Raw genomic sequence first — 13,704 nt, 5'->3', positions numbered from 1 at the left:
CCGCCCCCAGACCCCCGTCCGCCTCAAGGCCCTCGACCACACCCGCCGGACGGGCTGGATGATGCCGACCGGCATGTGGCAGAACCGTGACAACCGACTCCCACCTGCGCGGCAATACCCCCCGCCATGATCTACACACAGCGCGTATACACACTAGGTATACCCCGTGTGTAGAGTGCTCCGCATGTCCATCGGTCACACCCTCCTGGGGCTCCTGGAGTCCGGCCCGCGTCACGGTTACGACCTGAAGCGCGCCTTCGACGAGAAGTTCGGTCACGACCGGCCGCTGCACTACGGCCAGGTCTATTCGACGATGTCCCGACTGCTGAAGAACGGCCTCGTCGAGGTCGACGGGATCGAGGCGGGCGGCGGCCCCGAGCGCAAGCGGTACGCGATCACCGACGCCGGGATCACCGACGTACAGAAGTGGCTCGCGACGCCGGAGAAGCCCGAGCCGTATCTGCAGTCGGCCCTCTACACCAAGGTCGTCCTCGCGCTGCTCACCCACCGGAACGCGGCCGAGATCCTCGACGTGCAGCGCTCCGAGCATCTGCGCAGCATGCGGATCCTGACCGACCGCAAGCGCAAGGGCGACCTCGCGGACCAGCTGATCTGCGACCACGCCCTCTTCCATCTGGAGGCCGACCTGCGGTGGCTGGAGCTCACCGCCGCGCGCCTCGACAAACTCGCCGAGGTGGTGGCCAAGTGACGACACATCCCGCTGGTTCCCTGCTCGCAGCCCATGAGCTGCGCAAGGCCTACGGGCCGACGACCGCGCTCGACGGCGCGGAGTTCTCCATCCACCCCGGCGAGGTCGTCGCCGTGATGGGGCCCTCCGGGTCGGGCAAGTCGACGCTGCTGCACTGTCTCGCCGGGATCGTGCCGCCCGACTCGGGCTCGATCATGTACAACGGGCAGGAGATGGCGACCATGAGCGACGCCCAGCGCAGTGCGCTGCGCCGCTCGGAGTTCGGGTTCGTGTTCCAGTTCGGCCAGTTGGTGCCCGAGCTGACCTGCGTCGAGAACGTCGCCCTGCCGCTGCGGCTGAACGGCACGCACCGCAAGGAGGCCGAGCGTTCCGCGATCGACTGGATGCGGCGGCTGGAGGTCGACGACCTCGCCAAGAAGCGGCCCGGTGAGGTCTCCGGCGGACAGGGGCAGCGCGTCGCCGTCGCCCGCTCGCTGGTCACCAGCCCGCGGGTGCTGTTCGCCGACGAGCCGACCGGCGCGCTCGACTCGCTCAACGGCGAGCGCGTGATGGAGCTGCTCACCGAGGCGGCCCGGTCCACCAACGCGGCCGTCGTGCTGGTCACGCACGAGGCGCGGGTGGCCGCGTACTCGGACCGCGAGATCGTCGTACGGGACGGCAAGTCCAGGGACATGGAGCGCGTCGTATGAACGTGCGTCAGTGGACGGCCGATCTGGCCATGGGGGTGCGGTTCGCCTTCGGCGGCGGGCGTGAGGGCTGGGTACGTGCCCTGCTGACGGCCGTAGGAGTCGGGCTCGGGGTGGCGCTGCTGCTGCTCACCACGGCGCTGCCGAACGCACTGTCCGAGCGGAGCGCGCGCGGCGACGCCCGGCAGGACTTCACGTACAGCGGGAAGGTGCTGCCGAAGGCGGACAACACCGTCGTCGTCGCCGACACGGCCACCACGTTCCGTACCAAGGACGTACGCGGCCGGCTGCTGGAGCCCGAGGGCGCCAAGGCGCCGTTGCCGCCGGGGGTCGCGAAGTTCCCCGCGGTGGGCACGATGGTCGTCTCCCCCGCGCTGGACAAGCTGCTGAAGTCGGACTCCGGGAAGCTGCTGCGCGAGCGGCTGCCCTACCGGATCACCGGCACGATCGCGCACCAAGGGCTCATCGGGCCCGCCGAACTCGCCTACTACGCGGGCGGGAAGGGACTGGAACACCGTCAGGTCGGCGGCAGCGTCGAGCGCATCAACTACTACGGCCCCTCACCGGGCAGCCGGCCGGACAAGCTGGACCCGGTGCTGCTCCTGCTGATCCTGATCGTCTTCATCGTGCTGCTGCTGCCGGTCGCTGTGTTCATCGCGGCCGCCGTGCGCTTCGGCGGCGAACGCCGGGACCAGCGGCTCGCGGCCCTGCGTCTGGTCGGTGCGGACGGACGGATGGCGCGCCGGATCGCGGGCGGCGAGGCGCTCGCGGGGGCGCTCCTCGGGCTCGTCTTCGGCACCGGGTTCTTCCTGGTCGGGCGGCAGTTGGCGTCCCTCCTGGACGTGCGGGACATCAGCCTGTACCCCAGTGACCTCAACCCGTCGCCCGCGCTCGCCCTGCTCGTCGTCGTCGCCGTGCCGGCCGCGGCCGTGCTGGTGACGCTGCTGGCGCTGCGCGGGGTCGTCATCGAGCCGCTCGGCGTGGTCCGCAAGGCGAAGCCGCCGCGGCGCCGGCTGTGGTGGCGGCTGCTGCTGCCGGTGGCCGGCCTCGCGATGCTCTACCCGATGACCGGCAAGGGCAACACCAACGGCAACTTCAACCAGTGGCTGGTGATCGGCGGCACGGTCCTGCTGCTCGTCGGCGTCACCGCGCTGCTGCCGTGGGTCGTCGAGGCCACCGTGGCCCGGCTGAACTCCGGCTCGGTGTCCTGGCAACTCGCCGTCCGCAGGCTCCAGTTGAGCAGTGGTACGGCCGCCCGGATGGTCAACGGCATCGCGGTCGCGGTGGCCGGGGCGATCGCCCTGCAGATGCTGTTCTCCGGAGTCCAGGGCGACTACACCAAGGCGACCGGCAACGATGTGAACCGGGCCCAGATGGAGGTCTCCGTCGGCAGCGGCACCCCGCTGGCCGAGGCCGGCCGGCAGATCGCGCGGACCAAGGGTGTGCGCGGTACGTCGGCCATCTCGCTGACCTCGATCGGCGACCGGGCGAAGAACCCCGACGGCGAGCTGGAAGTGGCCGTCGGCAGCTGCGCGGAACTGCGTGAGGTGGCCCATCTGGCTGCCTGCCGCAACGGTGACATCTTCCGGATCTCCGGCGGGGACTACGACGCCCAGACGAAGCAGGTGGCCAAGGCCGGCAACACGGTGTACTTCGACCCGACGTTCGACGGGTCGCCGACCACTCCGGGTGCCTGGAAGGTACCGGCCGGGCTGAAGACGGCGACCCACCGCGAGGATCCGACCGGCTACGCACGCGACGGGCTGCTGATCACCTCGGGGGCGCTGCCCGCGAACGCGGTGAAGGGCCTGAGCCAGAAGGTGTTCGTCACGCTCGACCCGTCGGTGCCGGACGCGACCGACTACGTACGGAACAGCGCCGCGAGGATGGACCCGCTGGCGGACGTGTTCACCCTGGCGGCCAACGAGCAGTCGCCGCAGTTCCGTTCGATCCGCACCGGGCTGTTCGTCGGTGCCACCTGTGTGCTGCTCCTCATCGGGGCGAGTCTGCTGGTGTCGCAGCTGGAGCAGTTGCGTGAGCGCAAGAAGCTGCTGTCGGCGCTGGTCGCCTTCGGCACCCGGCGGCGCACGCTGAGCCTGTCGGTGCTGTGGCAGACGGCGATCCCGATCGGGCTCGGCCTGGTCCTGGCCACGGTGGTGGGGCTGACGCTGGGCGCGGTGCTGCTGAAGATGAGCGCCACGGCGGTGCGCATCGACTGGGCCAGTGTGCTGGCGATGGCCGGCCTCGGCGCGGGGGTCGTCCTGGTGGTGACCCTGCTGAGCCTGCCGCCGCTGCTGCGGATGATGCGGCCGGACGGGCTGCGCACGGAGTAGTCCGCCCGCAGCCGTCCGTCGGCCTTCGTCAGAGGCCGTACTCCCGCACCACGCGCCGGACTTGGGCGAAGAGCATGCCCACGTTCACCGACTTGCGGCAGACGACCACGGCGACGACGTCCTGTTGCTCGGTCATCCGGACGAACAGATGGGTGAGGTTCTCGCTGTTGACGAGGATCTCCTGGAAGTAGTGGTGGTCACTGGTGATCCCGCGACGTTCCTTGAAGACGTCCTCGATCATCGCGACCGTCCGGCCCTGGAACAGGTCGAGGGTCGCACCCGCCAGCAGGTCGAGGACCTCTGGCGGGTGGTTGTCGATGGTCTCGTACGACAGCAGCATGCCGGTGGACATGTCGACCACACCCGAGGCCACACAGTCGGGGGCATCGGTGCGGAGGGTTTTGACCAGGCCCATCACCTGGTCGGAGAATCCTGGGGTCATACGTTTCGTCGCCATCCCTTCACACTCCCTCTGATGCCTTCTCAGTGAGGATCGACTCGATGCGGTCGAGCGTCGGCCGGGCCGCGAGGTGCAGCCGGTCGACGTCCATCCCCTCGTCGCCGAGCACCACCATCAGCGCGGTGTCGCCGACGGCGTAGGTCGCGGCGCAGCCGTGACTGCCGTACGTCACCGTCTGGCGCAGCGTGCCGCGCCCGGTGGCCTCGGCGGTGCGCCGGGCCAGGCCCAGGCCGGCCGCCGCGAGGGCGGCGAGGGCCTCCGGGTCGATCGAGTCGGCGGTGTCGGCCGCGATGAGCAGTCCGTCGGCCGCCGTGAGCGCGGTGTCGGTGACACCGGTCACCTTTTCCCGCAGTTCGCGCATTTCCAGTGCCAGGGCTTTGTGATCCACGTACTCAACTCCCCTATGCCTGATTGAATTTGGTCGCCTTTTTCACGCGTTCTTCGCGTTCTTCGCGTTCTTCGTTTTCGTCTTGTTCATCGTGTTCATCGTGTTCATTTCGAGGTTCCGTTCCGCAGGCGGAAGAACCCTTTCCAACCCGCCCCGCTCTTTTCGGGGACGAGAGTCTCAGTGATGCCGCTGGCGCCCGGGTTGCGCCGGGGCAGTTCGGCGGACGCGGTGAACTGCGGTGCCGGGAGCGCCGGTTGTTCACGACGGCGTACGACGGGCCCCTCGATCGGCGCACGCACCGGGATCGGCACGGAGGTGTCCGCGCACTCCAGAAGCCCCTCGGCGAGCATCCGCGCGACCTCGGCGGTGACCGGGTAGACCCCGCGCCCGGTGCGGAACGCGAGATCGCGGGCGGTACGGCGGCCGTCGACCTGGGCGAGCAACTCCCGTTGCAGCAGCCCGAGTCCGGCCTCGTCGAGGGCGTGCGCCGGGGGCCGCGGGCGTTCCCGGTCGGGGCGTACGGGGTACGGCAGCGCGGTGATCGCGGCGAGTTTCCGGGCCGCGTCCTGGAGCAGCCGGGCCGGGGCCTCGCCGAGGGCGACCGGGGCGAACGGCTGGGCGTCCGGGGCGAGTTCGCAGTCGTCGACGTCTCCGGCGACGACCGCGAAGACCGCGTCGTGGAGGGCCAGCACACAGACGATCCGCAACTGGGCGGCGCCCGCGTACCCGTGGGCGACCAACCCGTCCAGCGGCCAGCGCGTGCCGCCCGACTCCCGTACCAGATCGGCCCATTGCTCGCCGCCGATCCGGCCGGAGCGCAGCAGCAGCGCCTCGGGGCCGGGGGCGCCGGGGCTCTCCACGGCGACGACGAGTCCGCCGCGCAGATGGAAGGTGCCGCCGGGTCTGCCGGACACCCGCAGTCCCCCGGTGAACTCCTCGCGCCCACAGGTCGCGAGAGCCCGCGCGAGCAGGTCGTGACCGACCCGGCCGAGGGAATCCCGAATGCCCGACATCACTCCCCTAGGCTTTTCGTACACGTAACTGACGTGTAGCGCTGAGGGGTGAAGGTGTATCAGTCCGAGCGCATATTCCGGACGGGTTCTTCCTACCTGCCTGCGGGTGACGGAAGTTGAGAACTCCCGCCGTTCGACGTCCTTTGTTCGGCGCTCATTTGACCGAACGGGGGCGGGTCAGTGGCCGCTCGGGGCGGGTCGGTCCCCGCCGCCCAACACCCTTACGGGCAACGGCCGTAGCGCCTCGCGGAGGGCGGCGGCCAGCTCCTGGTACTCGGCGCGACGGGCCGCGCCGGTGCGCATCGCGAGGGCGATCCGGCGGGTCGGGGCGGGCTCGGTGAAGTATCCGGTGAGGAGCTGGTCGCTGCGGGTCGTCTCGACGCGCACGGCGGTTCGCGGCAGGAGCGTGACCCCGAGCCCGCCGGCGACCAGCTGCACCAGCGTGGACAGCCCGGCCGCGGTCGTGGTGACCGGGACGCCCCCCCGTCGCCCACCACCACCCTCAACCGAGGGGCTGCGCCCCGCCCCCTTCAATCCCCGCCCGGCCTCCCGGCAGATGTCGAGCGCCTGGTCGCGCAGGCAGTGCCCCTCGTCGAGCAGCAGCAGGTTCAGCTCGCGCAGCGCCTCGCGCGGGATGCCGGACCGGCCGCCGAGGGGATGGTCGAGCGGGGTGACGAGCACGAAGTCCTCGTCGAACAGCGGGAGTTCGACCACTCCGGGCACCCCCAGCGGCACGGCGAGCAGCAGCAGGTCGAGCCGTCCGGTGGTCAGCCCGTCGAGCAGGTTCGCGGTCTGCTCCTCGTGCACCTGGAGATCGAGGTCCGGGTACTTGTCGTGCACCAGCCGCAGCACGGTCGGCAGCAGATACGGCGCGACGGTCGGGATGACCCCGAGGCGCAGCGCCCCGGTGAACGGCGCCCGCACCGCCTCCGCCTCCTCCAGCAGCGCCACGACCTCGTCCAGCACCGCCTTCGCCCGTACGGCGAGCCGCTCGCCGGCGGGCGAGAGGAGCACCTTGCGGGTGGTGCGCTCCAGGAGCGTGACGCCGAGGGTCTCCTCCAGCGCGGCGACGGCACCGGACAGGGCGGGCTGGCTCATGCCGATCGCGGCGGCGGCGTCCCGGAAGTGGAGGTGCTCGGCGACCGCGGAGAAGGCGCGCAGCTGGGCCAGGCTGGGCTGGCGCCTCTTACTCGTATTACTAACGGTCACTGATAACCGCCTCCGATCAACACGACCCAGTGTAGCTATTTCCACAATCAATGCACGTTGTGCCAGGATCGGGGCCGACCAACCCGCGAGAAGCACCCATTCCGCTTGGGTGCTTCTCCGCTGCAAGGAGTGCGTGTGCTCACTGTCGGTGACAAGTTCCCGTCGTTCGATCTGACCGCCTGTGTCTCGCTGGAGAAGGGCAAGGAGTTCCAGCAGGTCGACCACAAGACCTACGAGGGCAAGTGGAAGATCGTCTTCGCGTGGCCCAAGGACTTCACCTTCGTGTGCCCCACCGAGATCGCCGCCTTCGGCAAGCTGAACGACGAGTTCGCCGACCGTGACGCCCAGGTGCTCGGCTTCTCCGGCGACTCCGAGTTCGTCCACCACGCCTGGCGCAAGGACCACGACGATCTGCGCGACCTGCCGTTCCCGATGCTGGCCGACTCCAGGCACGAGCTGATGCGCGACCTCGGCATCGAGGGCGAGGACGGCTTCGCCAAGCGCGCGGTGTTCATCGTGGACCAGAACAACGAGATCCAGTTCTCCATGGTGACCGCGGGCTCGGTCGGCCGTAACCCGAAGGAGGTCCTCCGGGTCCTCGACGCGCTCCAGACGGACGAGCTCTGCCCGTGCAACTGGAGCAAGGGCGACGAGACGCTGGACGCGGGCGCGCTGCTGGCCGGGGAGTGACCTGAGATGTCACTGGACGCCCTGAAGTCCGCCATACCGGACTACGCCAAGGACCTGAAGCTCAACCTGGGTTCGGTCATCGGCAACTCCGACCTGCCGGCCCAGCAGCTGTGGGGCACGGTCCTCGCCACGGCGATCGCCTCGCGTTCCCCCCTCGTACTGCGGGAGTTGGCGCCCGAGGCGAAGGCCAACCTGTCGCCGGAGGCGTACAGCGCGGCCAAGTCCGCCGCCGCGATCATGGCGATGAACAACGTCTTCTACCGGACACGTCATCTCCTGTCCGACCATGAGTACGGCACCCTGCGCGCGGGGCTGCGGATGAACGTCATCGGCAACCCCGGGGTCGACAAGGTCGACTTCGAGCTGTGGTCGTTCGCCGTGTCGGCCATCAACGGGTGCGGGATGTGTCTCGACTCGCATGAGCAGGTGCTGCGCAAGGCGGGGGTTGAGCGCGAGGTGATCCAGGAGGCGTTCAAGATCGCGTCTGTGGTTCAGGCGGTGGGGGTTACGTTGGAGGCGGAAGCGGTTCTGACTGAGTGACTTCGGCTGTCCGTCCGTCTGCTGGGGGCTTCGCCCCCAGACCCCCGTTTCCCACCCACCCGTTTACCGTTGGTTGAGAGGTTCACCGTTGGTTGAGAGGTTCACCTTTCAACGGGCAGTAAACGGGTGGTGGGTGGGCAAAGGTTCGGGGGTCTGGGGGCGGAGCCCCCAGTTACGGTTCCGGGTTCGGCCGTGGGGCGTCCTCCGGCGTCGACGACACCGCCGTAGCCCCCCGCGGCTTCGGGGACTGGATCGGTGCCGGTTCCTGGGAGTACGACTTCAGGTAGCCCACCACCGAGTTCAAAACCGCCACCAGCGGCACCGCCACCACCGCCCCGCCGATCCCGGCGACCATCCCACCCGCGGCGACCGAGAGGACCACCGCGAGGGGGTGGACCCGGACCGCGCGGCCCAGGATGAAGGGCTGGAGGATGTGGCCCTCGATCTGCTGGACCGCGAGGACCACGGCCAGGGTCAGCAGGGCGGTGAACACGCCCTGGGTGACCAGCGCGACGACCACCGCCAGCGCGCCGGAGGCCACCGCGCCGACCAGCGGGATGAACGAGAACAGGAAGATGAACACGGCCAACGGCACGGCCATCGGCACGCCGAGGAAGTAGATGCCGACGCCGATGCACACGGCGTCGATGAGGGCGACTATCACCGTGCCCCGGACGTAGGCCGTGAGGGTGCGCCACGCGCGAGGACCCGCGCCCGCCATCGCCGGCCGCGCCGCCGCGGGCACCAGCTTCAGCGACCACTGCCAGATCCGCGGGCCGTCGTAGAGAAGGAAGAGGGTCGAGAAGACCGTCAGCAGGATGCCGGTCAGGGCCTCGACGATGACCTGGACGCCCTCCAGGCCGGCCGAGGTGATCTGGTCGGTGTTCGCGCCGATGGCCTCGCGGAGGTTCTTCGCGATCTGGTTGATCTGCTTCTCGGTGACGTGGAACGGGCCCTTGAGCAGCCAGTTGCGCAGGTCGTCGACGCCGTTCTGGACCTGGTTGGAGAGGTTGTCGATGTTCGCCATGACCTGCCAGGTCACGAACCAGCCGATCAGTCCCATCACGACGAAGCCGAGGATCGCGGTGAGGGCGGTGGCGACGCCGCGCGGGAAGCCGTAGCGGATGAGGCGGGCGACCGTCGGCTGGAGCAGGGCCGTGATGAGGAGGGCCGCCACGAAGGCCAGGACGACCAGTTGGACCGCGCTGATGACGCGCATCAGGACCCAGACCGTGCCGGCCAGGATCAGCAGCCGCCAGCCCGCCTCGGCGGCGACGCGCACGCCCCAGGGTACGGCGAGCGCGGGGTCGGGGCGGTCGCGGGCGATGGTGACCGGCACGGGTTCCGGGGGCTCGGGGTGCTCGACGGGCGGTTCGGGCGCGGCCTCGGTGTGTTCCTTCGCCACCTCGGCGCGGCGCTCGTCCAGCCGCTCCCCCATCTCGCTCAGTCCGGCGCCGACCTTGCCGAGCCATCCTGGTACTCGCGACATGATGCGTCCTCTTCCCCCGTCTTGCCCCACCACTCCCCCCTGGAGTCGCTGCGTGTCCGACCGTACAGGGCGAAGGCCCCTCCCCCTATGACGGGGAGGGGCCTCGTGAGGTTGAGCGGCCCGGGACGGGCGTACGACTCAGTACCAGCTGTTCGCCTGCCAGAAGGACCAGGCCTCGCACGGGCTGCCGTAGCGGCTGTCCATGTAGTTGAGGCCCCACTTGATCTGCGTGGCCGGGTTCGTCTGCCAGTCGGAACCGACGGACGACATCTTGGAACCGGGCAGGGCCTGGAAGAGGCCGTAGGCGCCGGAAGAGGCGTTGACCGCGCGGTAGTTCCAGCTGGACTCGTGGTCCACGATGTTGCTGAAGCACTGGAACTGGCCGCTGGGCACCATGGAGGCGGCCATCGACTGGATCTGCGCGACCGTGTAGGAGCCCTGCACGGGGAAGCTCGACGAGGAGCTGCTGGCCTTGGCGGCCGCGGCCTTCGCCGCAGCCTTCTCCTTGGCTGCCTTCTCCGCCTTCTCGGCAGCCGCCTTCTTGGCGACGGCGGTCTTGGCGGCGGCCAGGCGAGCCGACTCCTCCGCGTCCTTCTTGGCGCTGGCGTCGGCCTGGATCGCCTGGGCGTCGGCCTGCTGCGTCAAGGAGGCGGTCTGTACCTGGGCCTGCTGGCCCGTGGGGATGTCCGCCAGGAGCGTGGTGTCGGCTGCCGTCGTCTCGGCGTCATTGTTCTGCGCCTGTGCGACGCTGCCCGAGGCAACGCCTACGACGCTTCCGACGGCGGTGACCGCGGTGGCCGAGGCCACTGCGAATCCCCGGACCGAAATCCGGCTCACACGGTTTCCTTCCAGCATCGTCCGCTTCGGTGACCCTGGCGGACGCAATCGTGCCCCTGAACGCTGGCCTCCCAACTGCGGGGTCACGGGAGGCACGGGCCCGGTGGGCAACTCCCGCGAGGGGAGCGCCGCGTGGAGAGCGGGCGGCATACGACTTCGCTGTGGAGTTGGCTGTGATGCTCGTGTGGTGCGTACCTCCCCCACTGCTTAAAGTGCGGGGGTACCCCCAGGGGTACACGTGTGTCGTATGCGGGGCCTGACAGGAATGAGACTCTGCCGTAACCGGACGCCGGGTGGCAATTCTGAGTTGCGTGTGAAAGCTCACATCCCGTTTGCCCCACGGGATTTGGAGAAACAGCAAGACGCCGAAGCGCCGCCCCGCTAAGCTCATCGGCTTTACGGAGCGGCGCCAACTGGCCTGTACTACCTCAGATTTGGCCGTCCTCCAGCATTTCGGTCACAAGCGCCGCGATCTGGGACCTCTCGGACCTCGTGAGGGTCACATGCGCGAAGAGCGGGTGGCCCTTCAGCTTCTCCACCACGGCGACGACACCGTCGTAGCGGCCGACCCTGAGGTTGTCCCGCTGGGCCACGTCGTGGGTGAGGACCACCCGCGAGTTGGCGCCGATCCGGGACAGGACGGTCAGCAGGACGTTCCGCTCCAGGGACTGTGCCTCGTCCACGATCACGAACGCGTCGTGCAGTGAGCGGCCGCGGATGTGGGTGAGCGGCAGGACCTCCAGCATCCCGCGGGCGGTGACCTCCTCGATGACCTCGCGGCTGGTGACCGCGGACAGCGTGTCGAAGACCGCCTGGGCCCAGGGGCCCATCTTGTCGGCCTCGGAGCCGGGCAGGTAGCCCAACTCCTGTCCGCCCACCGCGTACAGCGGCCGGAAGACCATCACCTTCTTGTGCTGGCGGCGCTCCAGGACCGCCTCCAGGCCCGCGCAGAGCGCGAGCGCGGACTTGCCGGTACCGGCCCGGCCTCCCATGGACAGGATCCCGATGTCCGGGTCGAGCAGCAGATCCAGCGCGATGCGCTGCTCCGCGCTGCGGCCCTTGATGCCGAACGCCTCCCGGTCGCCGCGTACGAGACGGACGTTGCCGTCGGCCGTGACCCGGCCGAGCGCCTTGCCGCGCTCGGACTGGATCGTGAGGCCGGTGTGGACGGGGAAGTCGGCGGCTTCCGGGACGTAGATGTGGCCCTCCTCGAAGAGGATGTCCACCTGTTCGCCCGGCAGGGTCAGTTCGGACATTCCGGTCCAGCCGGAGGAGCCCGTGATGGCGAGCTCCGCGCGGTACTCCTCGGCGAGGAGTCCGACGGAGGATGCCTTGATCCTGAGCGGAAGGTCCTTCGACACGACGGTGACGTCGTACCCCTCGGCCTGCAGGTTGCGGGCGACCGCGAGGATGCGGGAGTCGTTGTCCCCCAGGCGATAGCCGCTGGGCAGCACGCTGGGGTCCGAGTGGTTGAGCTCGACCCTGACGGTGCCGCCGAGTTCCCCGATCGGGATGGGGGCGTCGAGGCGGCCGTGCCGGACGCGGAACTCGTCCAGCAGGCGCAGGGCCTGCCGGGCGAAGTAGCCGAGTTCGGGATGGTGCCGCTTGGCCTCCAGCTCTGTGACCACGACGATCGGCAGCACGACTTCGTGCTCCTCGAAGCGGTTCAGCGCGTTCGGGTCGGCCAGCAGAACGCTGGTGTCGATGACATAAGTGCGCCGGTCAGGCAAACGGCGCTTTGTGCTGGTCACCACGGAAGGACGTACCCCCTCGGAAGAGGTCGGGGAGCGACGGAGAGGAGCTGGACCGGTCCAGGCCGCATTGCGCGGGCCGAGAACCGGCCCTCCGCCTCGCCCGTACTGACCGCACGGTCGAACTGGTGCAAAGGGCCTCCCGGGCGGACGGCCCCGTGCCGTCCGCTGAGATACGACACCCGTGGTTCGGGCGTCGACCTGCTTGGCTTATGCCCTCGAACATGCGCCGCCATGCCACGGCATATGACGGCGCCCCGGTGAACTCCTTGTTACGTCCGTGCCTGACGGGGTGGTTCGGCGCCGTTCGCGCGAGCGCCGGTCATCCTCCGTAGCGGCGGTGACGCGCCGCGTAGTCACGCATCGCGCGCAGGAAGTCGACCTTGCGGAAGGCCGGCCAGAAGACTTCACAGAAGTAGTACTCGGCGTGGGCCGTCTGCCACAGCATGAACCCGGACAGCCGCTGCTCGCCGCTGGTCCGGATCACCAGGTCGGGGTCCGGCTGGGCACCCGTGTAGAGGTGCTTGCCGATGAGGTCGACGTCCACGTGCTCGGCGAGCTCCTCCATGGAGGTGCCCTTGTCGGCGGCGTCCAGGATCATCGAGCGGACCGCGTCGGCGATCTCCTGGCGGCCGCCGTAGCCGATGGCGACGTTGACGAGTATCCCGTCGACGACGTGCGCGGTGGACTCCTCCGCCTCCTTGAGGACGGATTGCATCCCCGACGGCAGCAGGTCGAGGGTGCCGACGTGGTGCACGCGCCAGCGGCCGTCCGCGGCGAGGGAGCTGACGACGTTCTCGATGATGCCGAGCAGCGGGCCGAGTTCTTCCTGGGGGCGGTCGAAGTTGTCCGTCGACAGCAGCCACAGGGTGACGACCTCGACGTCCGTCTCGCTGCACCAGCCGAGGAACTCCTCGATCTTGTCGCCGCCTGCCTGGTGCCCCTGGACGGTGGTGGAGCCCGCCGCCTTCGCCCAGCGCCGGTTGCCGTCCATGATGACGCCGATGTGCTTGGGCACCGACGCGTGGTCGAGATGGCCTCCCACCCTGCGTGCGTAGAACCTGACCAGCAGGCGGCGCAGGGTGTCGCGCAGGTTCACGTGTTGTCAGCCCCTCCGTGGATGGCAGTCCCCGGCTGCGAAGCCTACCCCCGCTGTGACGCCGATTCCCCAAGGGGTGTCTGGGCTCATCCCGGTTCGGCACGAAGGTCGGACCCGAGTGGGACGCGGTTCGTCCTTGAGGTCGTCCGGGGGTTCACTCTCGGGCTCGTCCCGGGCTCGTCTTCGGCGGGCGCGGGGGCCGTCGCCGTGCGGCACAAAAAATCGGGCCGGTCCGTGGGGGGGATACGGACCGGCCCGAGGGGGGGTTTCCACCATAACCCTTCGTAAGTGATGCTGCGTGCATCGGCGTGCCACAACTACTCTCCGAAACCGGCCGACGACGCGCCAGGGGGTACGGAAGCCCCGATTCCGGTCCTGATCATGGCCGATTCACAGCGGATTCCAAGGAGAACGTGGAGGTTTTCCGCCGACTCCCGGCGTGTCGCTCTCAGGGGTGACGCCGTCAGCGAACGTCCGCTTGACGGGGCAGGGCGCCGCGC

13 protein-coding genes are annotated in these 13,704 nt (G+C 69.3%); 5 read left to right on the top strand and 8 right to left on the bottom strand.

The genetic code is table 11. The features are described from left to right. The first annotated feature begins 184 nt into the window (after nt 1-184). Genes ACFWP5_RS46480 through ACFWP5_RS46470 form a run of 3 tightly spaced genes read left to right on the top strand, consistent with a single transcriptional unit; the run spans nt 185 to nt 3,728 of the window. Nucleotides 185-709 (top strand): PadR family transcriptional regulator, encoded by a 525-nt coding sequence (locus ACFWP5_RS46480; protein WP_033286588.1) that lies wholly within the window; start codon nt 185-187, stop codon nt 707-709. Further along, nucleotides 706-1,398: an ABC transporter ATP-binding protein gene (locus ACFWP5_RS46475; RefSeq protein WP_384171448.1), complete on the top strand. Its 693-nt coding sequence runs from the start codon at nt 706-708 to the stop codon at nt 1,396-1,398. The genes ACFWP5_RS46480 and ACFWP5_RS46475 overlap by 4 nt, the downstream gene beginning before the upstream one ends. Further along, entirely contained in the window at nt 1,395-3,728 is a 2,334-nt protein-coding gene (locus ACFWP5_RS46470) for an FtsX-like permease family protein (protein WP_384171445.1), read from the top strand. The genes ACFWP5_RS46475 and ACFWP5_RS46470 overlap by 4 nt, the downstream gene beginning before the upstream one ends. A gap of 28 nt (nt 3,729-3,756) precedes the next feature. On the opposite strand, the gene ACFWP5_RS46465 is transcribed toward ACFWP5_RS46470, so the two are convergent. The 4 genes from ACFWP5_RS46465 to ACFWP5_RS46450 all read right to left on the bottom strand — a co-directional run bounded on the left by ACFWP5_RS46465 (nt 3,757) and on the right by ACFWP5_RS46450 (nt 6,798). Beyond that, nucleotides 3,757-4,185 (bottom strand): hypothetical protein, encoded by a 429-nt coding sequence (locus ACFWP5_RS46465; RefSeq protein ID WP_026150674.1) that lies wholly within the window; start codon nt 4,183-4,185, stop codon nt 3,757-3,759. A gap of 4 nt (nt 4,186-4,189) precedes the next feature. After that, on the bottom strand, nt 4,190-4,549 hold the full coding sequence (locus ACFWP5_RS46460) for a roadblock/LC7 domain-containing protein (protein ID WP_384171457.1): 360 nt from the start codon (nt 4,547-4,549) through the stop codon (nt 4,190-4,192). Nucleotides 4,550-4,680: 131 nt separating this feature from the next. Further along, the gene (locus ACFWP5_RS46455) at nt 4,681-5,589 is read right to left on the bottom strand and encodes a MarR family transcriptional regulator (RefSeq protein ID WP_384171441.1); all 909 of its coding nucleotides are present in this window, start codon (nt 5,587-5,589) and stop codon (nt 4,681-4,683) included. 177 nt (nt 5,590-5,766) lie between these two features. After that, complete coding sequence (locus ACFWP5_RS46450; protein WP_384171438.1) at nt 5,767-6,798, bottom strand: LysR substrate-binding domain-containing protein; 1,032 nt, start codon at nt 6,796-6,798, stop codon at nt 5,767-5,769. A gap of 135 nt (nt 6,799-6,933) precedes the next feature. On the opposite strand from ACFWP5_RS46450, the gene ACFWP5_RS46445 reads away from it, so the two are divergent. Both ACFWP5_RS46445 and ACFWP5_RS46440 read left to right on the top strand, forming a co-directional pair. After that, a complete protein-coding gene (locus ACFWP5_RS46445) occupies nt 6,934-7,488 on the top strand; it encodes a peroxiredoxin (RefSeq protein ID WP_384171435.1) in 555 nt (184 codons plus the stop codon). Nucleotides 7,489-7,494: 6 nt separating this feature from the next. Continuing rightward, the gene (locus ACFWP5_RS46440; RefSeq protein WP_384171432.1) at nt 7,495-8,028 is read left to right on the top strand and encodes an alkyl hydroperoxide reductase; all 534 of its coding nucleotides are present in this window, start codon (nt 7,495-7,497) and stop codon (nt 8,026-8,028) included. 172 nt (nt 8,029-8,200) lie between these two features. Here the strand turns inward: ACFWP5_RS46440 and ACFWP5_RS46435 are convergent, their stop codons facing one another. The 4 genes from ACFWP5_RS46435 to ACFWP5_RS46420 all read right to left on the bottom strand — a co-directional run bounded on the left by ACFWP5_RS46435 (nt 8,201) and on the right by ACFWP5_RS46420 (nt 13,204). Further along, nucleotides 8,201-9,517, bottom strand: coding sequence for an AI-2E family transporter (locus ACFWP5_RS46435; RefSeq protein ID WP_384171429.1), 1,317 nt, complete (start codon nt 9,515-9,517; stop codon nt 8,201-8,203). Nucleotides 9,518-9,655: 138 nt separating this feature from the next. Further along, on the bottom strand, nt 9,656-10,372 hold the full coding sequence (locus ACFWP5_RS46430) for a lytic transglycosylase domain-containing protein (protein WP_384171426.1): 717 nt from the start codon (nt 10,370-10,372) through the stop codon (nt 9,656-9,658). Between the two features lie 410 nt (nt 10,373-10,782). Next, a complete protein-coding gene (locus tag ACFWP5_RS46425; protein WP_384171423.1) occupies nt 10,783-12,108 on the bottom strand; it encodes a PhoH family protein in 1,326 nt (441 codons plus the stop codon). A gap of 319 nt (nt 12,109-12,427) precedes the next feature. Then, nucleotides 12,428-13,204, bottom strand: coding sequence for an isoprenyl transferase (locus ACFWP5_RS46420; protein WP_384171420.1), 777 nt, complete (start codon nt 13,202-13,204; stop codon nt 12,428-12,430). Nucleotides 13,205-13,704: the final 500 nt, after the last annotated feature.

The sequence above is a fragment of the Streptomyces sp. NPDC058469 genome (assembly GCF_042721125.1).
Taxonomy (GTDB): domain Bacteria; phylum Actinomycetota; class Actinomycetes; order Streptomycetales; family Streptomycetaceae; genus Streptomyces.
This window is presented reverse-complemented; position numbering and strand designations above follow the sequence as displayed.